17 protein-coding genes are annotated in these 23043 nt (G+C 44.4%); 6 read left to right on the forward strand and 11 right to left on the reverse strand.

Features of this window, described 5'->3' with window-relative positions; genetic code table 11:
* From OCU60_RS05615 to OCU60_RS05630, 4 genes are all read right to left on the reverse strand, one after another.
* Window positions 1-1050, reverse strand: coding sequence for a DUF262 domain-containing protein (locus OCU60_RS05615; RefSeq protein ID WP_205410549.1), 1050 nt, complete (start codon window positions 1048-1050; stop codon window positions 1-3).
* 956 nt (window positions 1051-2006) lie between these two features.
* Window positions 2007-2423, reverse strand: a complete 417-nt coding sequence (arfB, locus tag OCU60_RS05620) for an alternative ribosome rescue aminoacyl-tRNA hydrolase ArfB (protein WP_074375078.1) — start codon at window positions 2421-2423, stop codon at window positions 2007-2009.
* A 350-nt stretch (window positions 2424-2773) separates the two neighbouring features.
* Complete coding sequence (locus tag OCU60_RS05625) at window positions 2774-4183, reverse strand: poly(ethylene terephthalate) hydrolase family protein (RefSeq protein ID WP_074375079.1); 1410 nt, start codon at window positions 4181-4183, stop codon at window positions 2774-2776.
* A gap of 474 nt (window positions 4184-4657) precedes the next feature.
* Window positions 4658-5614, reverse strand: a complete 957-nt coding sequence (locus tag OCU60_RS05630; RefSeq protein WP_074375080.1) for an AraC family transcriptional regulator — start codon at window positions 5612-5614, stop codon at window positions 4658-4660.
* Between the two features lie 192 nt (window positions 5615-5806).
* Here OCU60_RS05630 and OCU60_RS05635 point away from each other — a divergent pair, with 192 nt between their 5' ends.
* The 3 genes from OCU60_RS05635 (at window position 5807) to OCU60_RS05645 (ending at window position 10997) form a co-directional block, all read left to right on the forward strand.
* Window positions 5807-6664 (forward strand): SDR family oxidoreductase, encoded by an 858-nt coding sequence (locus OCU60_RS05635; RefSeq protein ID WP_074375081.1) that lies wholly within the window; start codon window positions 5807-5809, stop codon window positions 6662-6664.
* Window positions 6665-7285: 621 nt separating this feature from the next.
* A complete protein-coding gene (locus OCU60_RS05640; RefSeq protein ID WP_074375082.1) occupies window positions 7286-10774 on the forward strand; it encodes an acyl-[ACP]--phospholipid O-acyltransferase in 3489 nt (1162 codons plus the stop codon).
* Window positions 10775-10808: 34 nt separating this feature from the next.
* Window positions 10809-10997, forward strand: coding sequence for a hypothetical protein (locus OCU60_RS05645; RefSeq protein ID WP_074375083.1), 189 nt, complete (start codon window positions 10809-10811; stop codon window positions 10995-10997).
* Window positions 10998-11162: 165 nt separating this feature from the next.
* Here OCU60_RS05645 and eat read toward each other — a convergent pair whose 3' ends face one another.
* The 3 genes from eat to OCU60_RS05660 all read right to left on the reverse strand — a co-directional run bounded on the left by eat (window position 11163) and on the right by OCU60_RS05660 (window position 14949).
* Complete coding sequence (gene eat, locus OCU60_RS05650; RefSeq protein WP_074375084.1) at window positions 11163-12551, reverse strand: ethanolamine permease; 1389 nt, start codon at window positions 12549-12551, stop codon at window positions 11163-11165.
* Between the two features lie 146 nt (window positions 12552-12697).
* The gene (gene eutC, locus OCU60_RS05655) at window positions 12698-13552 is read right to left on the reverse strand and encodes an ethanolamine ammonia-lyase subunit EutC (protein ID WP_074375085.1); all 855 of its coding nucleotides are present in this window, start codon (window positions 13550-13552) and stop codon (window positions 12698-12700) included.
* Complete coding sequence (locus OCU60_RS05660; protein WP_074375086.1) at window positions 13549-14949, reverse strand: ethanolamine ammonia-lyase subunit EutB; 1401 nt, start codon at window positions 14947-14949, stop codon at window positions 13549-13551. Before OCU60_RS05660 ends, eutC begins: the two co-directional genes overlap by 4 nt.
* A gap of 180 nt (window positions 14950-15129) precedes the next feature.
* Here OCU60_RS05660 and OCU60_RS05665 point away from each other — a divergent pair, with 180 nt between their 5' ends.
* Window positions 15130-16143, forward strand: coding sequence for a helix-turn-helix domain-containing protein (locus OCU60_RS05665; RefSeq protein ID WP_074375087.1), 1014 nt, complete (start codon window positions 15130-15132; stop codon window positions 16141-16143).
* A gap of 561 nt (window positions 16144-16704) precedes the next feature.
* Here the strand turns inward: OCU60_RS05665 and OCU60_RS05670 are convergent.
* The 3 genes from OCU60_RS05670 to OCU60_RS05680 all read right to left on the reverse strand — a co-directional run bounded on the left by OCU60_RS05670 (window position 16705) and on the right by OCU60_RS05680 (window position 18737).
* Complete coding sequence (locus OCU60_RS05670) at window positions 16705-17667, reverse strand: transposase (protein WP_261854742.1); 963 nt, start codon at window positions 17665-17667, stop codon at window positions 16705-16707.
* Window positions 17668-17903: 236 nt separating this feature from the next.
* Window positions 17904-18425, reverse strand: coding sequence for a cysteine hydrolase family protein (locus OCU60_RS05675; protein WP_074373656.1), 522 nt, complete (start codon window positions 18423-18425; stop codon window positions 17904-17906).
* 69 nt (window positions 18426-18494) lie between these two features.
* Window positions 18495-18737 (reverse strand): NUDIX hydrolase, encoded by a 243-nt coding sequence (locus OCU60_RS05680; RefSeq protein ID WP_139302127.1) that lies wholly within the window; start codon window positions 18735-18737, stop codon window positions 18495-18497.
* Window positions 18738-19530: 793 nt separating this feature from the next.
* Here OCU60_RS05680 and OCU60_RS05685 point away from each other — a divergent pair.
* Together OCU60_RS05685 and OCU60_RS05690 are read left to right on the forward strand one after the other, a co-directional pair.
* Window positions 19531-19941 carry a VF530 family protein gene (locus OCU60_RS05685; protein ID WP_074373947.1) on the forward strand — a complete coding sequence of 137 codons (411 nt, stop codon included), beginning with the start codon at window positions 19531-19533 and terminating at the stop codon, window positions 19939-19941.
* 523 nt (window positions 19942-20464) lie between these two features.
* A complete protein-coding gene (locus tag OCU60_RS05690; protein WP_074373658.1) occupies window positions 20465-21529 on the forward strand; it encodes a GGDEF domain-containing protein in 1065 nt (354 codons plus the stop codon).
* 2 nt (window positions 21530-21531) lie between these two features.
* Here OCU60_RS05690 and OCU60_RS05695 read toward each other — a convergent pair whose 3' ends face one another.
* Window positions 21532-22698, reverse strand: coding sequence for a linear amide C-N hydrolase (locus tag OCU60_RS05695; RefSeq protein WP_074373659.1), 1167 nt, complete (start codon window positions 22696-22698; stop codon window positions 21532-21534).
* Between the last annotated feature and the right edge of the window lie 345 nt (window positions 22699-23043).

Here is a 23043-nt window from a genome sequence, read left to right on the forward strand (position 1 = left end):
TTAATTCCTTCCCAATAGAACATCACAAACGAAATTAATTCGACCTCTAAGTTTTTTTATTGCATTAGCACCATCGGATCTAATTTCTTTTTTATAAGCTGAACTTTCTAACATCGAGTCAGTAATTTCTTTAGGTACATTTAAGTTTGGATCTTCTTGAAGAGCTTTATGTGAACCGATAGCTATAGACTCAAAACGAGTTCTTGGAGTTGTTTTAGCGTTTACTGATTTTTTGAAGCCTAAAGTAAAAGAGCTTTCCACAAAATTAAGCATATTCAAAAATCTAGTTTCATAGTCGTCCCTAAGCTGTGGGTTGTTTTCAAATTCTGAATTCATCTTCTTTATGTATCTAAAGATAAATGGGGATACGTCATCTTTGTAACACTCTAAACTATCAGAATAAGCGAAAAAGCGAGATAATAGTTCCTCTTGCTCTCTTTCTTTCTTTTGCTTTGCAGAAACTGGAGCTAGTTGATTAAACAATTTGTTTTGAGCCATCTCAGTTAAAAAGTCCATGAAAGGTCCTCTCAAAACACCTCTACGAACTTCTGCTGGATTTGCTACTTTACTACCGGTATTGATTCGTTCGAAGAGATCAACCCTAGCTTCTATATCTGTATCTTCAGATAAAATAATACCGCGAATAGATTTGTTTAATACTTTGCGTCTACGAGCTAAAGGGAGGTCACTGAATACTGTACCATTTAATAAAGCTAGTCTTTCTAGACCGTCTAGGCGAAGACGACTACCAAGGTACTCTTCTAAAGTTCTCAACCGCTGTGAGCCATCGACAATTTCAAGTTTACCTGTGTCATCGTTCATCCAGAAAAAGACAAAAGGAATAGGGAGGCCTATAAGAAGAGACTCAATAAATTTACATTTTCTCGGTTCATCCCATGTAAATTCTCGTTGATACTCGGGAACGGTATATTCCTGATTTGCTACTTTTTGTGCCAAAATTTCAACAGTGTATTCTGATGTGTAAAAGTCGATTTTTTTGGAATATGCTTGAATCTGTTCTTCTAGGCGTTTTTGTTCTTCTATATCCATTATTAGTTGGCTCTTTTTGTAAAAGGTTAGCTCCATATCATTGAGATGATATCAATTAATCCAACTTTGTTCATATAAAATCATGGTCAATGAGCGATTTCTTCTATCGGATTCGGGCAAATGATCGAGAGATGTTTTCATAAAGCAATGTTTGGTCTGTGTGGATTGAATGGTTCATAGGATAAAAGAAGCGAGCGGCAAAAAACACTGTTTGTCATGGTTTTAGATGGGTTGCCGGGAGAAATGCGACGGGGTTCGGTTTTATTGGTTTGTCTGGTGATTCTTGTCGCCTTCGGCCCCGAAATTTGACGCACAATTGCGTTCCTCAATTTCAGAAACATTGGTGCTCTGTGCGCCAGTTACTCTTGCCAAGATGCAAGCGTAACCAGAAGATCTTTTTTGTTTGGGCGGCGTCGCACGTTGTCCAGAACCGGCTTTTACAGGCGTCCTGCCCGGAAAAGCCTAACCATTCTTCCATGAATGGTTTTCTTGGTTAGGTGGTTGATTTGAATTGGGTGAAACATTCTTAAAAAGTCAATTTGATCACTGAACTCAGGGGGAAAAATCAGGACGATTTTTCAGGATTGCCTGAGCAGGATGCGAATCAATCCGACCCTGATTACACGCGCTGAACTCAAACTCAAGGCACTTTTGGGGACTTTTGCTGCTGGGCAAAAGTCTCTGGGGCGCTGTCGAAAATGCCATTGAAATTGATGAATGTTATTGCGTCCCAAACACCGGCACAAAAGTTTTATTTGCCTGGCCTCCGGCTCCTAAATTTGACGCACTTTAAGGTGTGTGTCCTGATAAGCTGTGGTGTTGCCTAGGGAAATGCGACGAGGTTCGGTTTTCTTTTTCCATATGTTTTAGCTTTCGGTAGGGCGTGTGTCCTCGGTAGGAGGTCTTTGGCTAAACTGGTCGGTGGTTTTTTTATTTTGTCATATCAAGCTAGTCGTTCAGTCTTCGTTGACTCGACCTCGTAAGGCTTTCTTTTGTCCCATCTTCTTTTTAGTATTTACGCGCTTGAGTTTTGATGACCAGGTTGGCTTGGTCGCTCGCCGACGCTTTTGTACCACCATGACGGATTGAATCAGCCCCTTAAGGCGTTCTAATGCATCAAGTCGGTTTTGTTCCTGCGTTCGATAGGTTTGTGATTTGATTACGACAACACCATCTTTGGTAATTCTAGAATCACTGAGAGCGAGTAATCTTTCTTTGTATACTGAGGGTAAACTCGAACGTTGAATATCAAAACGTAAATGAATGGCTGAGGATACCTTCTGCACATTTTGCCCACCGTTCCCCATGGCCCGGATAGCAGTCATTTCAATTTCCCATTCCGCAAGAATGACCGTATTAGAGATAGTTAACATGGTTTAGGCTTCGCTTATGACTATTTTATTGGTAATAATATCGTCATTTGAAACGCAACAGTAGCTTTAAATGAGCTTGTTTATACCAGTGAGAGAAAATAAGCAGAAATAAGCAAATAAGCAGAAGCAAATAAGCAAAATAAGCAGGACACGCACCTCAAGGAATGGATTTACTTATGGCGTGTGTCCTTGTAAGAATTATCCGTCCTTGTAAGAATTATCCGGTTTTATCTTTCTATATGCTTTAGTTTTCGGTAGGGCGTGTGTCCTCGGTAGGGGTTCCACAAAAAAGGCTGCCGGCATGATGGGCCGATAGCCTTGATTGTTATGCTTTGGTTTAACGGTATACATTATGGCAGATCAGATGTTCTCCATTTTCTCATGGGGGCTGAGGGTTTTTGTATATAAGGTGCCCACCGTGTATCACCGTCCAAAAAGGTTTTTTCAAATGCGAGCACGAGCGCTGCCACACCTCGACCTGATTGGGTAGGATAACCCCAGGCAAAATGACCAGCAAGACCTAATACGGCTAGAACTTTGGGGGTATTTGAAATTGATCGGTAAACGCCATCTGATTGACCCAGGCCGCCGAGAATGGTGGTATCCAGGGCACCGTTAATGATCAAGGCTGGAATTTTGATTAACCTGCCACTGGCATAAGCTGCATCAAGTAGCTCCTTCGGTGAATACCAGGAATAGATGTCAGTGTTAAACCAGGCGGTCATGTTGTGGCCAGCAAGACTTATCACTGTTTTGAGTTCGTCTCTGTGTTTGCCCGCATTAATCCAAGATGCGCCTCCGCCCATGGACCATCCCATGATTCCGACTCTGTCTGTATCCAGCTTACCTCTGAGAGGGCTACCCAAACGGGTGTTTTCTTCTCTAAGGGCCTTAACGACTCGCCATTGCTGATTGTCACGGGCTGTTACTTGGTCAAAAATGGTGGTGGTATCCATGGTGACAAGAACCATACCGTGAGATGCAAACCAGGGACCCCAGGCAGCAAAAGCGATCTGTTTGGTCATAAACGGTGGGCAGAACACAATGCCTGAATATGGTGGTTCTGCATTGGCGGGATAATATACTCTGGCTGTTGCCGGTAAGGTGACATAGGCACCGGGAAGCTCGTATGATCTGACATTATAGGGGCCTTTTCCGTCGTATAAGCCGGGGGCTTCTTCATCACGACAGATAGCTCCATCCGGGCAATTACCACTAATGTGGCTCTCGGCATGACGGCGCAGTGTAAATATCTGATTTTCCTTGCCAGTGCTGGTCGATTGCATGACGTTGGTATCGTTTTCCTCGGATAAATTATCAACATTCAGGCTCATGTCTGTGCCGCGGGTAATAATCTGATAAGTACCGTTTCCAGTTTCAGCAAATCGGAACTGTTGGCAGGCGCCACCCTCATAGCTCCATGTCTGGATATTGGCACCGACATTCGGACTGCATTTGGATACGTCGAACGCTTGGTCTGGCGCGATAACTGGTGTGATCCGGTGCCAGATTCCGTCGACGGGAGTAATGATGAATTTCTGGGATTCACCGCCCCAATAGTCATTCAGAGTAATGTTCGTACCGTCTATGGTACCCCACTGCGAGGTGTCCAGCGCCTTGCCACTTTGGGTAACGATCAAAGAATACGTGCCGTTGATAATGGCATTTTCCGCAAAGGCTCCTTTGATTCCGACAGCCATCAGCATCAGTACTATCATATACATGATGGAGGTGACTTTGATTTTATGATTTTCTTTCATGGTGTCTCCTTATTGTTTTTTATTCCAATTAAACAATTTTTTGGTAAACCAACTGAAGTTTGGATTTTGACTTTTTAATCTGTCGTTCTTTCACATACTACCAACAGATAATTAGCTAACACGCTGTTTTATATCGTATCTGTCAATGGTTCACTGCTTCATTTCGAATGCTCAAACCATGCGAAATTTTATGCAAAGGCGATAAAAATTTGGTGTAGTTCGCGAATGTTTCTGTTGACGACTTTTTAAAAGAGTCATTTTCCACGCTATTGACACAGGCATGAAAATATCTTTGGTTAAAAAATATACAATAGCTAAAACAACTATAGCAAAAGGTTGCATATCTGTAGCAAAAAGATGCATGAAGTGTGTTTCACTGTACTCATTGTGCATATTTGAATGTGATGAAATTCGCGGGCTAGGTCAGTTTTCGAAGAAAATAAGCAGGACACGCACCTCAAGGAATGGATTTACTTATGGTGTGTGTCCTCGTAAGGGGTTGGCTTCAAGTTGAGCGGGCGCCATCAGTGCAAACGCTGTACGCATTATGCGTGCTTCCTCACCAGGACTGCGACCAAACAATCGTTTGAATTCACGGTTGAACTGCGATGCACTTTCGTAGCCTACCCGCACCCCAGCACCTGCTGCAGTAATGTTGTCCCGGATCATCATCAGTCGAGCCTGATGAAGACGCACTGACTTGATGTACTGGATGGGAGACGTCCCCGCAACGGCTTTGAAATTCGCATGAAAAGCAGGAACGCTAAGTCCAGCTTCGAGCGCAAGTGAAGCCACATCCAGTGACAGGGCATAATCGAGGTGAATACGCTGTAATGCGCGCGCGATACGTCCAAAGTTACCAAGACAGGCCAGCGCAGCACGAATCGCTCCTCCCTGCTCACCCAACAGGACACGAAAAATCAGTTCGCGCACTATCCCTGGTCCCAGAACCTGAGCTTCAAGCGGGGAAAAGAGCACTTTCAGAAGACGAACTGTTGTATCTGCCAGCGTGCCGTCAAGTGGTGTGGAGACAATGCCAACGGGTGTATCTGATGCAGTTCTGGAATGATGCTCAACAGTCATAACCAGATCTGCTACAGATGTCATATCCAGACGAATGGACACGGCAAGCAAAGGTTCAGCCGGACTGGCATCCGTCTCACTTGAGAATGGCAGAGGTACTGACAGTACTAGATAGTGTAAAGGATCATAGTGGTAAACCCTGCCAGCCAAGTAGCCTCTTTTATGCCCCTGACAAACGATAACAATGCTTGGTTCATACAACACGGGAGTACGCCCAAGAGCTTCGTTAGCACGCATCAGACGTACACCGTCCAGTAATGTGCGGGTATAACCTTCATGAGGGGCGAGCTGACAAATCAGTGACGCCATTTCGGACTGTTGATACATAGAAGGGGAGTTTTCAGACATACATAAGGCCTACTAAATAGATTTAATGATTATATTTTCACTCCCTTCATGCATAAAAATCAATATGGACAATAGGATTAGGCAATGATGCAAGAGTATCAGGCCTGTCGTCGTATTTACGCCTTCCCTATGATAACTCCTGTTTGATATTTCCGTATCATTGCCGTCTTTTAATAAAAGGAGTCTTCATCAATGCAACAACAAACCTTCCCTTCAAAAGTTTGGTTTATCACCGGCGCTGCTCGTGGTATTGGTCTTTCTCTGGCACGCCAGTTGCTCGCTCAAGGGGATGCTGTAGTCGCAACTTCTCGTACTCAGGACAGCCTCCGTCAAGCGTTCGGAGGTGATAGCGAGCGACTGCTGACGCTGGAGGTGGACCTAGTGAACGAAGCGAGCGTTCAAAAAGCGATCCAAAGCACTATTGAAGTTTTCGGTCGTATTGACTTTGTGGTAAATAACGCGGGTTACGGCCAGCAGGGTACTATTGAAGCATTAACTGATAGCGAGCTGCGCCGCAATTTCGATGTTAACGTATTTGCTCCGCTGCATGTGTTGCGTCAAGCCCTGCCGCATATGCGCGCACAGCGCAGCGGCCATATTTTCAATGTGGCATCTATTGTTGGTTTCCAGGGCGGCTACTCTGGCTGGGGCAGCTATGTCGCAAGCAAATTTGCACTGGCTGGTCTTACCGAAACCCTTGCGGCTGAACTGGCAGAATTGAACATCAGAGCGACAGTTGTCTATCCTGGCCCTGTACGCACCGGATTCCTATCAAAGGAGACACTGGTCGTGGCCGAACGTAAAATATCTGACTACACCGAAGCTCAGGCTTCGCTGGATCTCCACCTAAATGGCTTAGACGGTAAACAGCCTGGCAATCCTGATAAAGTTGCTTCTCTGATATTGAAGGCTGCCAATGATGACGAACCACCAGTGCATCTTTTTGTAGGTAAAATTGCCAATGCTCTTGCTGACCAGAAAATGCAGGCAGTGAGTAAGGATCTTGATGTCTGGCGCAGTGCGTCCGATGCCACGGATTTTGATAAGTAACAGCCTACTTCTCCGGGGACATGTTAACCACACAGTCCCTGTTCCCTTCTAGAGGAAATATCATGTATAACAAAAGCCCGCCTGCGGAAAAGCGTACCGCACGAAATAAGCGGAATAAGCAGGACAAAATAAGCAGGACACGCACCTCAAGGAATGGATTCGTTCAGCGGTTGAAGTCGTTCCATTTTTTCTAAGTTAGCTCTCGAACTGCATGATTGTTTGCTCGATTTTATGTCGGGGTATTGAATAATTAAGGGCAGTTTTGCGTGCCGATAAAGATAAATCATCGGTTTGAATGGATGACGAGTGTGGCAACTGAATTGATATTGAACGGTATTGTTCAGCAAATATGAATCCCGGGCATTCTCTGCTTTTTGAGTTGTTGTTTCGCGAGATTAAGCCGTTCGGTTGAACCGACCCAGAGTCTGGGGCTCTTTTCCAGCTCGGTGCAGAGTTTGAGGCATTCCTGCTGAGGCAGAGACAACCGCGAGAGAATATTGGGTAGGCGTTGGTTAATCTCTCCGGTAAAAAATAATGCAAAAATTCCCTTTACAATCGAACAGTGTTCAATTAAGTTTGCTCTATCAATTGAACACTGTTCGATTAAATTGGAGAATAAGTATGAATAACGCTACCACTGTCAGAGGCTTTGTCACCTTCCTATGGGTTGCCTTCATGAACGCTTTTGTCGATTTAGGCCATAAAATCGTCGTGCAGAATACCCTGTTCAAGACATTGTCAGATCACCAGCAGGTGCTGATGACTGCGATCGTCAATGCACTGATTCTGCTCCCTTTTGTATTACTCTTTACCCCATCCGGTTACCTGTCGGATCGTTATGCAAAAACCAAAGTGATGAAAATCAGCGCTTTATGTGCGGTATTCATCACCCTGATGATTACCCTCTGCTATTATCAGGGCTGGTTTTATGTATCCTTTGCCCTGACGTTTATTCTTGCAGTGCAGAGTGCGCTCTATTCTCCGGCAAAATATGGTTACATCCGAGAGCTGGTCGGCGCAGAAAAACTCAGCAACGGCAACGCCTGGGTTCAGGCGGTTTCAATGATTGCCATTCTTGCCGGGAGCGCCGTCTTTTCCGCACTGTTCGAACTGAAATTATCCCCTGAAAACCCGCTTCAGCCGGGAGCGATTCTTCAGGACATCGCCCCATTAGGCTGGTTACTGGTCATCGGTTCTCTGATCGAGTGTCTGTTGGCTTTCCGCTTACCGGGAAAAGATCACTTACGGGGACACACACCTCAGGATGGCGCTCGGCATCAAATACAAGGACCAGCATTTATCTGGAAAGATTACATTCTGGGTAAAACATTAGGCCGGAATCTCACCCTCCTGTTTCAGGAAAAAGCGATTTGGCAATCAGTCATCGGCTTAACCCTATTTCTTTCGATCAGTCAGGTAATGATTGCTGCTTTCCCAGCCTACGCCAAAAGCCACCTTGCTATGGATAATACCTTTATCATTCAAAGTATTATTGCGATGGCGATTGTCGGTATGATGCTTGGTTCTTCATTTGCTTCAAAACACTCCGTCAATCACATTAATCTGGCGCTGATCCCCTCCGGTGCTCTGATTATCTGTGCCGGACTATTTCTGCTGCCACAGGTCACCTCATCGGTTTTGCTTGGCGGTATTTTCCTGACTATCGGTATCGGCGGCTCATTTATGCTGGTCCCGCTCAATGCATTAATTCAGTTCCATGCGAAAGAAGACCAGATTGGTAAAATTCTGGCCGGAAATAATTTCATTCAGAATGTCGGCATGTTGTTATGTCTGGCAGTCACGGTCGCGTTCACAACGCAGGAACTCGATGTCAGCTATATCTTGTGGGGATTATTCGGCCTTGGTGCTTTGGTTGCGCTGGCAGCCATCACTCTGCTACCGGAAGTTCTGGTCCGTTCGGTGATGACCAAATTACTCGGCCGCAAATACCGTCTGCAAGTGTTGGGGTTCAACAATCTGCCGGAAGCCGGTCAGGGAACGCTGCTGCTCGGTAATCATATCAGCTGGCTGGACTGGGCAATTGTGCAGATGGCATCCCCGAGACGTGTACACTTCGTTATGGATCAGACTATCTACCAACGCTGGTATCTCAAATGGCTGTTCGATCTGTTTCAGGTGGTTCCGATTGTTCCCGGCAAAAGCCGTGAAGCATTAAACAAGATAACGGACCTCCTGAATCAGGGTGAAGTGGTCTGTCTGTTTCCTGAAGGTCGTATCAGCCATCTCGGTCAACTGGGAGAATTTAAAAAAGGCTTTGAACGTGCCTGTCAGGATGCCCGTGGTGTGATTATTCCGTTCTATCTGCGCGGGATGTGGGGAAGTTTCTTCTCCCGTTCCAGCAAACGTCTGGCAAAAGCGAGAAAAACCGGGATAAAAAGAGATGTCATTATCGCATTCGGAACCGCGATGGACATCCATTCAACTGCCACGGAAGTGAAACAGAAGGTATTTGAAATGTCCGTCGCAACTTGGAATGAATATGCCGACACGCTGGAAACGCTTCCCGAAGCCTGGATCGCAACGGTGAAAAACCGTCCCGGCCAATGGGCAGTCGCGGACAGCAACGGTCAACCAATCACTCATAGCCGCTTTCTGGTCGGCAGTCTGCTGCTCAAACGTAAACTTCAGCATCTGCCGGGACAGAATTTAGGCTTGCTGGTCCCGACTTCCAGTGTTGGGCTGATGAGTAATCTGGCAGCGATGATGGCGGGGAAAACCGTGGTCAATCTCAATTACACGGCTTCAGCAGAAGCTCTGCGCAGTGCAAAACACAATGCGGCAATGGAAAGTGTCGTTACTTCCAGACGCTTTCTCGCCAGACTGGAAAAACGCGGCATTGACTGCCAGACCCTCCTTGACGGCTGTCATGTACTTTATCTGGAAGATTTCAAAGCCAGTCTCGGCCGGCCCGCACAACTGATGATGTTATTGGCGGTCAAAACACTGCCTGCCAGTTGGATTAGCCGATTACTCTGTCAGCAACAACAACGGGAAGATACCGCTGCAATCTTGTTCTCTTCGGGAAGTGAAGGCGCGCCGAAAGGTGTCATGCTCAGCCACAAAAATATTCTGGCCAATTTACGTCAGGTTTCGGATGTGCTGAATATCCGCAGCAACGATAAAATCATGGCGACCCTGCCACTATTCCATGCATTTGGTCTGACAGTCACCGGCATGTTACCGCTGATTGAAGGGATTCCGGTCATCTGCCATCCGGATCCGACCGATAGCCTGAATATTGCCCGTTCAGTCGCCAAATATGAAGCCACCCTGATGTGTGCAACCTCGACATTTTTAGGCATGTATCAGCGTAACCGTCGCATCAATCCCATGATGTTCAACTCACTCAGAGCTGTGGTATCCGGTGCTGAAAAATTAGACGCGAAGATCAAAGCCGCATTTCAGCAGAAATTTATGGTGCCAGTCCTCGAAGGATACGGTACCACCGAAACAACGCCGGTTGCCAGCGTCAACCTGCCGGGGCATCTGGTCCGTCGTGAAGGCTTTATTCAGGAAGCCGCCCGCGAAGGAACCGTTGGTCTGGCACTTCCCGGAACCACATTTAAGATCGTGGATCCCGTGACACTGATGCCGTTACCTGCCGGTGAAGACGGACTGATCCTGATTGGTGGCGCTCAGATCATGCAGGGCTATCTCAATGACCCGGATAAAACGGCCGAAGTCGTCGTCGAACTGGACGGCCAACGTTGGTACAAAACCGGAGACAAAGGTCATCTGGATAGTGACGGCTATTTAACTATCGTTGATCGTTATTCACGCTTCGCCAAACTGGGTGGCGAGATGGTAAGTCTGGGGGCTGTTGAACAGTGTACCCGTGAACTGCTCGATCAACCGGAATCCGGGCTGGTTGCCGTGAATCTGCCGGATGAGAAGAAAGGAGAACAGATCATCATGCTAGTTGATCTGAATTTAGAACCGGCTGAAGTGAAAAAAATCCTGATCCAGAAAGGAATGCCGTCTCTGATGCTGCCAAATAAAATCATGCAAGTCGCCAATATTCCCCTCCTGGGCAGCGGCAAGCTCGATTTCTCCGCCGCAAAAAATCTGGCACTGGCGCAAATGGGATAAATAGCACAAAACGTCAAATAAATAGGTGAACATAATGAAAACAAACAAAATCAAAGAATTAGAATATATTTTAGACATGGCTGATCTCGCTGTCCTTGCACTGTCTTCAATCTTGCTGGCTGACTATAAAGGCGTGTCTGCTTTGCAAAAAGGGATTATCGAGATCAGTAGAAAAGCAGAACAGCTGATAGAACAGGAAACTTGCATGGAACAGGCGATATAACAAATATCCTGAAGAGAATAAGCAAATAAGCAAATAAGCAAATAAGCAAAATAAGCAGGACACACACCTCAAGGAATGGATTTACTTATGGTGTGTGTCCTCGTAAGAATTCTTCTTTTTATTATCGATCAAGTCTTATTGATTACATAGAGAAAATAGCAATGACTAGGCTTCAGTTGGAACTTGAAGCATTTCATTGCCTTCTTGCATGGCATCTGAACTATGTGTTGCTTTAAAGTAAACAAAACCTAACGCGAATAGTACGACGAAGATAACCGCGATTAAGAAGTTATAGTAAACCATAGCAACCAAAGACAGTACGGCAAGGATAAGCGCTACTGCCGGCGCATAAGGAAATAGCGGTGCTACAAATGGACGCTCTAGATTCGGTTCAAGGCGACGTAGTTTGAATAATGCAAGCATTGAGACAATATACATTACAATGGCACCGAATACCGCCATGGTAACGATGTTCGCCGTCAGAGGTTGTCCTGCGATAACAATAAGGTTATCCGAGAATATGGCGGCGATCCCGATGATACCGCCGGCAAGAATGGCCCAGTGAGGTGTTTGGTATTTGCTGTTTACCGCGGCTAGTGATTTAGGTAAGAAGCCTGCGCGCGCTAAAGCAAAGATCTGACGAGAGTAACCCATGATAATGCCGTGGAAAGAGGCTATCAAGCCGAACAAGCCTAGCCATACCAACATATGTAACCAACCGCTAGAGTTACCAACAATCATTTTCATCGCTTGTGGTAGTGGATCGTTGATGTTTGACAGTTCACGCCAGTCACCTGCGCCCCCCGCAAAGAACATGACACCAATTGCCAGAACGACTAGCGTTAATATACCTGCGATAAATGCAACGGGAATCGTACGTTTAGGGTCTTTTGCTTCTTCAGCAGCCATTGATGCGCCTTCGATGGCGAGGAAGAACCAGATTGCGAATGGAATGGCGGCAAAGATACCTGATATCGCTTCGCCAGAAAATTCATTGCTACCCGCCCAGCCGTTAGCTACGAAGTTATCAATAGAGAAGCCTGGAGATACCACCCCCATGAATACCAATAGTTCGACAATGGCTAGAATTGTTACTAACAGTTCGAAGGTCGCAGCGATACTAACACCAATCAAGTTCAGTGCCATAAAAATAATATAAGCACTTACCGCAACCATTTTCGGATCCCAAGTTGGGAACTGAACATTCAAATAAGCACCAATAGCCATCGCAATCGCGGGTGGAGCAAAGACAAACTCTACCAGCGTAGCAAAGCCTGCGATGTAACCGCCAACCGGACCGAATGCACGATAGGCGTAAGCAAATGGTCCGCCAGCATGTGGGATCGACGTGGAAAGTTCGGTAAAGCTAAAAATGAACGCCGTATACATGGTTGCGATTAGAAATGTCGTAATTAAAAAGCCTAATGTGCCAGCTTGTGCCCACCCATAACTCCAGCCAAAGTATTCGCCAGAGATGACGAGTCCTACCGCGATCCCCCAGAGATGAAATTTCCCTAGCGTTCGTTTTAAGCCAGGTTTGTTGTCATGTCCCATATCAATTCCCTCTTTTCCCTGATAATAATTGTGACAATTTGAGTGCGACAGACCGTTGTGTCATGCCGACGTGAACTATATGTATGAACCTTTATGAATGATCCCTTGGGCTCATCATCTTGATTTGTCATTTAGGCACTTCCTTCTCATTCAGAAGTGCTGGTTAAACAAAATTGTTGCTGTGTTGTACTTTCTAGCTGAACGTCGTCAGAGCGGTCTTTTAGTCCTACGCCAGTCAACTGGATTCGATGAGATTCACGTAATAAGTAAAAGCATTTGTGCGCAGCTGCAGGATAATTGAGTCCTTGGGGGCGCACATTGGAAATGCAGTTGCGCAGAGAATCTTCAGTGCCGCGTTTGGGTTGCCAAGTCAGGTAAAGCCCCATGCTGTCTGGAGAACTTAAACCGGGACGTTCGCCCACAAGGAGTAAAACTTCTTTGGCATTGAGTGCTTCACCGACATCGTCGCCAATGGCGACACGTGCTTGCTCAACGATACTGAGCGGTGCGAGATTCCAATCTTTTGTCGGATCGTCGTTCAATATGGTGAGTAGCGACTCTATAAATGGTTTTGCGTGATGAGCAATGGCATAAGATGAAAGGCCATCCGCGATGACAATGGCCAAATCATAGGATTCTTGCTGATCAGCTTGACTACGGAGTTGCTGCAAACGATAGAGAGAACGTTCATCCAGTTGGCGACCAAAATCTGGACGTTGTAGGTATTCCATTCGGTTTGCTGCACCACTGTGTAAAACAAAAGCTGGCAAAAGTGGGGCAATATGTTCGCTCTGTTCAAGTTCTTCCATGAGCTGTGCTACATCAAGTGGAACATGAACCGCGTCCATCGCTTGGGCGTGAGAAAGCTGAAAACGCAGTAACTCTGCGGTTGGAATACTGGTTCCCACTCGGCCAAGACCAATGCGAGCATCGGTAAATTGGCGTAGCTTTTCCCATGGGTCTTCATGAACCAGTTTCTTCATTGGGAGGATATCGTTCATGACGCCTCCTGAATTAGCTGCAGGGGTTGAATGAACGATGGGGCAAGCTCATTGTTTAGCTGAACGTGATTATCTTGGGGTGAGATTTTCATCGCTTTCAGCCAAGCATCGAACTCAGGTGCCGGACGTAAACCAAGCACCTGACGAGCATAAAGCGCATCGTGGAATGATGTCGTTTGATAATTGAGCATGATGTCATCGGAACCAGGAATTCCCATGATGAACGAGCATTCGGCCACACCAAGCAGTGTTAGCAGGTTGTCCATGTCATTTTGGTCCGCATAGGCGTGGTTGGTGTAACAGATATCGCAGCCCATTGGTAAGCCCAATAATTTGCCGCAGAAGTGATCTTCCAAGCCTGCACGGATGATTTGTTTTCCATCGAATAAGTATTCTGGGCCGATAAAGCCAACAACAGTATTGACTAAAAGGGGGTTAAATTTACGCGCTAAAGCATAAGCTCTTGCTTCACAGGTTTGTTGGTCAAGCCCATGGTGTCCGTTTGCCGAAAGTGAACTTCCTTGGCCCGTTTCAAAATACATCACGTTATTTCCAACGGTTCCACGATTCAGGCTTAATGCGGCGTCGTAAGCTTCCGCCAGCACATTGGCATTAATACCAAATCCTTGGTTGGTTGCTTCCGTTCCACCAATAGACTGAAAAACCAGATCAACGGGTGCGCCTTTTTCAATTGCTTCGATGGTATTGGTTACATGAGTTAAGACACACGATTGAGTCGGAATTTCATAATGTTGAATAACGTCATCCATCAACTTCATCAACTTAATCGCCTGCGTGACACTATCGGTTGCGGGATTTATTCCGAAAACCGCATCGCCATTACCATACATGAGGCCATCGAAGATTGAGGCCGCAATGCCGTTGACGTCATCGGTCGGGTGATTGGGCTGAAGACGAGTAGACAGATGTCCCGGAAGGCCAATAGTATTGCGGAACTTAGTAATCACCTGACATTTCTTCGCCACCAAAATTAAATCTTGGTTACGCATGATCTTCGATACCGCTGCTGCCATTTCAGGTGTTATTCCTGAACGGACTTTTGCTAACTCAAAATCGGTGGTCGTTTCTTGTAATAGCCAATTACGAAAATCACCAACGGTTAAATGTGAGATTGTTTTGAAGGCATCGGCATCATGCTCATCGATAATTAAACGAGTGATTTCGTCTTTCTCATACGGAATTAGAGCTTCGTTGAGGAATACTCTTAGTGGAAGATCCGCCAAAACCATTTGTGCAACGACGCGTTCTTCGGCAGAGTGGGCGCAAACGCCCGCAAGTTGATCTCCTGAGCGTAATGGTGTTGCTTTCGCCATCACCTCGGCTAGAGATCCAAATTGATAGGTTTGAGTGCCTAGTTGGTAACGGTAACTCGCCATAAATACCTCGTTATCCATACAAGCAATGGGCCTAAACTTTGCTTGATACTTTTAACAGTAATTATGCGATTAACGTTCCTCGGAACTAACGAAATTGCGCAAAAATTCAAATTATTTAATTTCAATGGGTTATGGTTGTAATGCATCAGGGTAGTGCATAAATAAGGAGAGGCTGGCAAGATGAATTTTTCGCAAATGCATCATGAAAGAAATTCACTTGCACTAAAACGATGCAAGTCCTACTCATTTGATGTCAATCAGCAAGCCGAAAGTTTAGTCAAGTGGGATCAACATTATAATCAGCATAGCCAAGGCCGCTTTTCAGGTTATCTTGATGAGCTGAATTTTGGTGGTATGCACTTATTTGAAGAATATACCAACCAAACGCTGTTACAGCACTGCTGTGTCAATGAACATAATATTTGGCTTGGTTTTTCATTACAGAAACAACGCCCTAAAATTAATGGCACCCAAATTGAGGAAGGTCAATTGATGATCCGTCCATCAGGCGTTGAGTTTGAGTTGATCACCCCTAAAGAGTTTCATATCTATGGGTTGGTGCTAGATAAACGAGTGTTGCAACAAGAGTTGATTGGGCTCGATGCTGATTTATGGCTCAATGAATCAGCAAAAATTTTGGTGAGTGAGCCAAATACGAGAGTGAGTTATGAATTGGCCAAAATTATTGGTTTGATGCTGCACGATAATACGCCGTTCTCAACAGTGCTTAACCATAATAAAGGCGGCGAGCGTCTTAAACGCTTACGTCCCGTCATTAGTTCGGCTATTGCAGATTTACTGTTGCAAACCGAAACCGGGATGAGAGAAATTGAAGTTTCAGCGCCCGCAAAACGGCGTGTGTTAGAACGGATTCGAGACCATATTGAGAAAACAGGACGTTATCCTTTAACCACGACAGAGTTGTGCCAAATTGCTTACGCTAGCCGTCGAACGCTTCAATATTGTTTTGAACAAGAGTTAGGGGTATCTCCTATCCAATATTTACGTGATTGCCGTCTTAATGAAATTCGACGAATTTTACTCAATACAGAAGAAGAGGTTGTGATTTCCAACCTAGCGGTCGAATTTGGGTTCTACCATATCAGTACTTTTAATGAGCATTACAAGAAACTGTTTGGTGAAACCCCAAGTCAAACTCGACAACGTGCTCGTTTATACCATTATAAACGCTAGTTCTTTCCTTCCTATCCTACCAACCAAAAGCAGATCATGTGTCTTAAAAAAATAAGAAATAAGCAGAAGAAATAAGCAGGACACGCACCTCACGGAGTGGATTTGTTCAGCGGTTGAAGTCGTTCCAGGTTTTCTAAGCTAGCTCTCGATGTAAATTATCGGCAGAATAAGCAGGACACGCACCTCACGGAATGGATTCGTTCAGTGGTTGAAGTCGTTCCAGGTTTTCTAAGCTAGCTCTCGATGTAAATTATCGGAAAATAAGCAGGACACGCACCTCACGGAATGGATTTGTTCAGCGGTTGAAGTCGTTCCAGGTTTTCTAAGCTAGCTCTCGATGTAAATCAGAAATAAGCAGGACACGCACCTCACGGAATGGATTCGTTCAGCGGTTGAAGTTGTTCCAGGTCTTCTAAACTAGCTCTCGATGTAAATTATTTTTTGCTCGATTTTATGTCGGGGTATTGAATAATTAAGGGCAGTTTTGCATCGATAAAGATGAATCATCGGTTTGAATGGATGACGAATGTCAGCAACGGAATTGATATTGAACGGTATTGTTCAGGAAATATGAATCCCGAGCATTCTCTGCTTTTTGAGTTGTTGTTTCGCGAGATTAAGCCGTTCGGTTGAACCGACCCAGAGTCTGGGTTTCTTTTCCAGCTCGGTGCAGAGTTTGAGGCATTCCTGCTGAGGCAGAGACAACCGCGTGAGGATATTGGGTAGGCGTTGGTGAATATAGCCCCGTTTATCTTCCCGGATTTGCCGCCCGACCCAATCGACCAATTCGATATAATCCATCAGTCGGAAAGGAATACCTTGGGGGTTATCCTGATGTTCATAGCCGATGAAATTCACTAAATTGTGGGTTTCGGTTTTTCCTTGCGCCAGTGAAGTCAGTCGGGCTTTAATCGAAGTGTACTCAGACTGCTCGGGTGTGTCAGCCATATTTGCTCTGACCGGATTGAGGTCGACATAGGCCATCGCTGCTAACAGGGCTTTCTCATCGAGTAAAGCCTGAGATTTAAACCGTCCTTCCCAGAATCGCCCTCTGCACTGGTCTTCGTTGTTGGCACGGACGGCAATCTCATGATTGAGCTCTTGCATAAAACAACTGAGGGAATAGAGTCGGTGACGCCAAGTTTCAATGAGTTGGGTGCAGGCATCACGCTCAGCTTGAGAAGTCAGTTGTCCATCGAGAAGGCGCTGAATGAGCTGGGGGAGTTGATGCTCTTGTCCCCATCGTTCAATGACCTCATGGTCAGAAAGAGAGATAGCCTTCTTTTTATCGATATAGACGACCATATGGTAATGGTTACTCATCACAGCATGGGAGCAAATCCCAATACAGTAGATAGAAGCTAATGTGAAGATACGCGATTCCACCCATTCCCGGCGATGTTCATAGGATTTACCGCAATAAGGGTCATAACCACATAGAAATGAGCGACGGACACAGCGGGAGACGATGTGATAGTAGGGCGTGACCTCGGGGCAAATGAGTTGTGAGCGGGCAGTTGTCATGGATGCTCTCGGGATGATGATAGATGAGTCTTATCGTGGAGGATTGAGGCTGGATAGGGAATCGATTCAACCGCTGATTCCGAGTGAGTTCAAATTTATTGGTTATCAATGGTCAGACTGATTTCATGATGATGAGAGATTGATTAGAGCGGGTGTCCTTATTTTGTTTCTTATTTTGTTTTCGGCTCATTGGGACTGGAAACGCCGCGCGTTGACAGTCCCTCTTGAGGCGTTTGTTAGCCCGAAGTTAACGTTGCCGTAGAATTGAGTTCAATATTAGGGTGCTTAGACAAAGTAAAGCTATGGTGAGCGATAATCGAAGGTGCATCCAAATGAGTCTTACTGTGTGTTGTGTGAGCATCTTCTATCAAGGTGACTTTGTAGCCTTTGCTTGCAGCACTAAACGCCGTTCTATCTATACAAAAATCTGTTGAATAACCGCATATAAGTACATGCTCAATCCCATTTTTGTCTAGATACTCTTTTAAATCGGTATTCTGAAACGAATCTGGAGTACTTTTTCGAACCTTGTAGCTGGAAGCATTAATTGTTAAGCCTGAAAACAGTTCCCAGGCATCGCTTCCTGGCACTAGTACCCCAGGTATTTCGTGCTGTATAAATACAATCCCAATTCCAGACGAGCTAGCGTAACTCAGTAATTGCTCAATGTTACTTATTACATTTTCAGATAAATATGGTGGGTTGGTTGACCCAAAAACTCCATTTTGTACATCTATGACTAAAAGTGCCGATTTCATATTATATCCTCCTAGGGCTAACGCCCAGCACACCGGATGACAGGTTTGTCAGTCCGATGCTGCTGTTTGTTAATCATTTGAAAGCAATCCCACAATGCCGTCGGGGTAAAATGGTATATTGTTAGTTTTGATTTCTTCTTCATCAAACCATTTAACTACAAAACGTTCACCGTTAGTTTCTACCCCCACCATTTCAGTTTTATTATAGAGATCTTCGTCTTTAAACTTCGCTTCATAAACAAAGACGATTTCCTCGATAGTTTCTCGTACGCAGCCTGTTATTGGAAAGAAATAAGGAAATAAGCAGGACACGCACCTCACGGAATGGATTCGTTTAGAGGTTGAAGTCGTTCCAGGTTTTCTAAGCTAGCTCTCGAAGTGAATGATTGTTTGCTCGATTTTATGTCGGGGTATTGAATAATTAGGGGCAGTTTTGTGTGCCGATAAAGATGAATCATCGGTTTGAATGGATGACGAATGTCAGCAACTGAAAGCCTTCTCTTATCGATATAGACGACCATATGGTAATGGTTACTCATCACAGCATGGGAGCAAATCCCAATACAGTAGATAGAAACTAATGTGAAGATACGCGATTCCACCCAGTCCCGGCGATGTTCATAGGATTTACCACAATAAGGGTCATAACCACATAGAAATGAGCGACGGACACAGCGGGAGACGATTCAACCGCTGATTCCGAGTGAGTTCAAATTTATTGGTCATCAATGGTTAGACTGATTTCATGATGATGAGAGATTGATTAGAGCGGGTGTCCTTATTTTTCTTTTTTTCTTATTTTTTTTATTTTGTTTCACTTATTTTGTTTCAAGGACGGGTACAAGCACCGTCCCATTCATCCCTTTGTCCAAAACACGACGAAGGATGACGGATACTCCTCCTCGAGGGTGTTCAACGGATTTACGAGATGGAAATCAAGCCTTAGCCAATCCAATGGATAGCCAACGGGAACTCTGCTAGACTCTCGGCCAGCATGCTTTCATCGCTGATCGACTCCTCCAGCGTGGTACTTGAATGATGATGCATACGAAAGCCCTGTTACACAACCAGTCTTGGCTCGTTTGAAACTTAGGAACTCATGATGATGACTGATGAAGAAAGAATTGAATTACAAAAAAACAACCCATTACACGGTCTTAAGTTAGAAACATTACTGCAAGAGCTAGTCGATTTTTATGGTTGGGATATTCTTGATACGGCCATGCGCTTTAATTGCTTTCACACCAAACCATCGATTGCGAGCAGTGCGAAATATTTAAAGAAAACTGACTGGGCGAGAGAGAAGTTAGAAAACTTTTACCTATATCGCTTCAAACGGATGCCTCGCGCATCGAGTGAAGAGTTTGATATGTCACCACGTGCTCGCACTTTCCCACATGGCCTTCAGCCTAAAGATCCAATGCCACTGACGGTTGATTCCATTTTGAAGTCGCAAGCGAAAGCGGCATCAGCGCATAAAGAACGTGCATCACGTGAACGTCATTTTCGCAAGTAATTGGGGTGAGAACTTGAGCGGAAGCAACAAGAACTCCACACCATTGCGACAATTCTGCGCAATGCGCTGGATGATTTCTTAACAAATAAAAACGGCAGTAAGGCCGAGTTTCGCATTCTTAAAATCATTCTATTTGGCAGCCACGCCAAAGGGACATGGGTTAATGACCGACCCAATGGTTACATCAGCGATTACGATATTCTGGTAAAAATAAGCAGCAAAAATAAGCAGCAAAATAAGCAGGACACACACTTCAAGGAATGGATTTACTTATGGTGTGTGTCCTCGTAAGGGTTAATGGCGTGTGTCCTCGTAAGGGTTACCCTGATGGTCACAAATGTTTGTGTTACATTGACCCACTTAGATAGGCTGGTATTACCGCCCAGAGAGTCCGGTCACAACTATCTCAAACCGCTATTTACCAATCTTTTCTAATCAATGCAGTGTTTATCTACCCTATTGATGAATGAACTCTCATTCTGATATATATTAAGTGTTTTATAAATAAGAGAAGTTAATTGACGTGATAGTTAATGGGTTAGAAAAATGGCTCGGCGTAGGTCGTGCGGATAGTGAGTTTAGAGAAAGCTCGTTCATTTTCATTTCCTTGACGGTGCTCACGTTAATTCTTACCTTTTTTGTTTGTTACAATGTATTCGTCATTCCGTCACGATTGCTCGCAGCAATAGAAGCAATAGGGGTTCTTTTCTGCTTGTTTAGCTATTATTTCCTGTGGCAAAGTCGAGATCCTAGAGTTGCGGCAATAATTCTGGTCTCTGTGATGACTTCCATAAGCCTGTTATTTATTCTGGGTACAGGTAATGATGAATTTGCGTTGGCCTTTTGTTTCCTGACGCCAGTGATTGCCATCTTTATTCTTGGGTATAAGTTAGGTTCTCTTTTTAGTCTCGCCAATTTTATCTTTGTTGCATATATTTGTATCACTTATATGGATAACTGGTCTCCCGTCTATTTTGATACCATCAGTTTTGTTCATCTCACGACGATCTATTTCTTTTTGTTTTCTGTTTCTTACTTTTATGATGCCGGACGTCGAAGAACCATGGTTCTCTTGGAAGAATCTAATCGTCAACTGCAGGCACTTTCTAATACTGATGGGCTAACCAATATATCTAATCGTCGATTTATGGAAAAGCTGTTACTCGATTCTCAAGTTGGGCAGTGGGTTGCTATTATCGATATCGATGATTTTAAACAAGTAAATGATGTTTATGGGCACGAAGTAGGTGATAAGGTGTTGGTGAGTATTGCGAACATACTCAAAGTCAGCGTTCAGGGAATTGGCCATGTGGGACGATGGGGAGGTGAAGAGTTTTTGGTCCTCTTCACCGACGCAACTGAGGATGTTATCGAATCTCATATTCATCAATGCCAGAAATCCATCACAGATTATGATTTTGGCATAGGGAGAAGCGTCACCATCAGTTGTGGTATTGCGCCACATCTAGATAGTTTTAATACCTCGACATTCAGTCATGCTGATGAAGCATTGTATCGAGCAAAAACCTCGGGGAAAAACTGCTTTCGATTTTCGGTTGCCCATAAATTCACTGAAAATCCTATTTAGTATCAATAGAATGGAGCATTTTCACATGGCTCCATGACTTGATTGGCTGGGCCCATATGATGTGATGCTTTGAAAGCTGAATTTATGACCAACTTTTTGCACTCTTTAGGTTCATTATCGATATCAAACCATACCGTTTGTACCATTTCATTACTCATAAAATAGTAACGCCTTTGGGTTGAATCACTAATGTTACTCCATAACGTATATGAATTGACTGAATACCCCAGCTTCTTCTTCAGTTTTTCAAATAAGTTTATTGGGTACAGTTCTTCAAATGAGACCGGGACGATACATGTCGCGACCATGGCACGAACTTGAGCGACAGGATCAACGTCTTGTGCTTGCGGGTTATACATATAGCGATAAAAACATCCTCGCTCAAAGCGCTGGACAGATGTGTAACCACCGGGTACCGAAAATACAGGGTGAGGATTGCGAATATTTTTCATGAACTCGTCTAAGCTTTTCTCTGCTGTATCTTCAAGATCCTCATACTGTTCACTGAAAATGTCTGGCTTATTCCACTGATATAACCAATAGTCCATCATTTTGAGCTGGGTTTTATAATCAGGTTGGTTCGTCATGACGGTATAATTCTCATGACAATAAATTTGTATCTCGCTATTTTTGACCTCTAATATCGCTGATTTTCCTTTTTTATCGGAAATAGAGAGATGCAGAGTGGCAGGAGAGTTTTCATCACCAGGTACTTTTCCACCATAAAGATAGATTGTATTTTTTGAAAGCGATTCCACCGCTTCAGCAACGGTAGCAAAACTGTCCAGAATATACTGTCCCCAGCGTAGAACACTGAGCCCTTTTTGTTGTGGTTCTTGAGATTTGGCAAAACTACAATTGGTATCGTAAAGTGCATTGGCCACTAGTCCTTGATCATTCATGCCATCGCAAAAACCGTAGCCTTCGTTGATATCCCCAATGAGTGTTGAAACTGTGGCGTAGTTTACTTCCCACTCCAATACCTCTGTATTCTTTAATTTATTAGAGGTGTGTTGGTTAATTTGGTTGAGCTCTGCCTCGCTCATTCCAATTCGTCGTCCGTGAGCTGGATTAATGATAATGGTAGGCTCTAATGAAAACTCCCAATCCATGTTTCGTCCAACCGTAATATGATCTTTATTTATATTATTGAGTATCCGTGTGCACATCGTTCATCCTTATTAAATACATTACATCGTTATAAATATGGTTAATCATTGTGTCGTCAGCGTTGAACGGCATGGATTACATATTTTTTGAGCATTTTTTGTTATCTGTACAATTAAATAATACTGTATTTTCGAATCGTTTCTACTGTTTTGATACAATCAAGATACCTGTGTGAAAAATATGAGTGTTGGAAACGGTGCTGAGTTTCGTGCATGTGACAGGAAGTAATTTGTATTGCTTGAGCGTTCAGGCTTTCTAGAAAATGTCGCTTTATTCGATGGGTTAAATTGGTCATGAATGGATGATTAACGGATCATTAAGTCGTTTAACAGCGTTCACAAAAA

It is taken from the genome of Vibrio spartinae (assembly GCF_024347135.1).
Classification (GTDB): domain Bacteria; phylum Pseudomonadota; class Gammaproteobacteria; order Enterobacterales; family Vibrionaceae; genus Vibrio; species Vibrio spartinae.

Bases quoted from the DNA above. Each gene is read 5' to 3' on its own strand.
- OCU60_RS05615 (WP_205410549.1), bottom strand. From the start codon at position 1,050: ATGGATATAGAAGAACAAAAACGCCTAGAAGAACAGATTCAAGCATAT.
- arfB (WP_074375078.1), bottom strand. From the start codon at position 2,423: ATGTTAACTATCTCTAATACGGTCATTCTTGCGGAATGGGAAATTGAA.
- OCU60_RS05625 (WP_074375079.1), bottom strand. From the start codon at position 4,183: ATGAAAGAAAATCATAAAATCAAAGTCACCTCCATCATGTATATGATA.
- OCU60_RS05630 (WP_074375080.1), bottom strand. From the start codon at position 5,614: ATGTCTGAAAACTCCCCTTCTATGTATCAACAGTCCGAAATGGCGTCA.
- OCU60_RS05635 (WP_074375081.1), top strand. From the start codon at position 5,807: ATGCAACAACAAACCTTCCCTTCAAAAGTTTGGTTTATCACCGGCGCT.
- OCU60_RS05640 (WP_074375082.1), top strand. From the start codon at position 7,286: ATGAATAACGCTACCACTGTCAGAGGCTTTGTCACCTTCCTATGGGTT.
- OCU60_RS05645 (WP_074375083.1), top strand. From the start codon at position 10,809: ATGAAAACAAACAAAATCAAAGAATTAGAATATATTTTAGACATGGCT.
- eat (WP_074375084.1), bottom strand. From the start codon at position 12,551: ATGGGACATGACAACAAACCTGGCTTAAAACGAACGCTAGGGAAATTT.
- eutC (WP_074375085.1), bottom strand. From the start codon at position 13,552: ATGAACGATATCCTCCCAATGAAGAAACTGGTTCATGAAGACCCATGG.
- OCU60_RS05660 (WP_074375086.1), bottom strand. From the start codon at position 14,949: ATGGCGAGTTACCGTTACCAACTAGGCACTCAAACCTATCAATTTGGA.
- OCU60_RS05665 (WP_074375087.1), top strand. From the start codon at position 15,130: ATGAATTTTTCGCAAATGCATCATGAAAGAAATTCACTTGCACTAAAA.
- OCU60_RS05670 (WP_261854742.1), bottom strand. From the start codon at position 17,667: ATGACAACTGCCCGCTCACAACTCATTTGCCCCGAGGTCACGCCCTAC.
- OCU60_RS05675 (WP_074373656.1), bottom strand. From the start codon at position 18,425: ATGAAATCGGCACTTTTAGTCATAGATGTACAAAATGGAGTTTTTGGG.
- OCU60_RS05685 (WP_074373947.1), top strand. From the start codon at position 19,531: ATGACTGATGAAGAAAGAATTGAATTACAAAAAAACAACCCATTACAC.
- OCU60_RS05695 (WP_074373659.1), bottom strand. From the start codon at position 22,698: ATGTGCACACGGATACTCAATAATATAAATAAAGATCATATTACGGTT.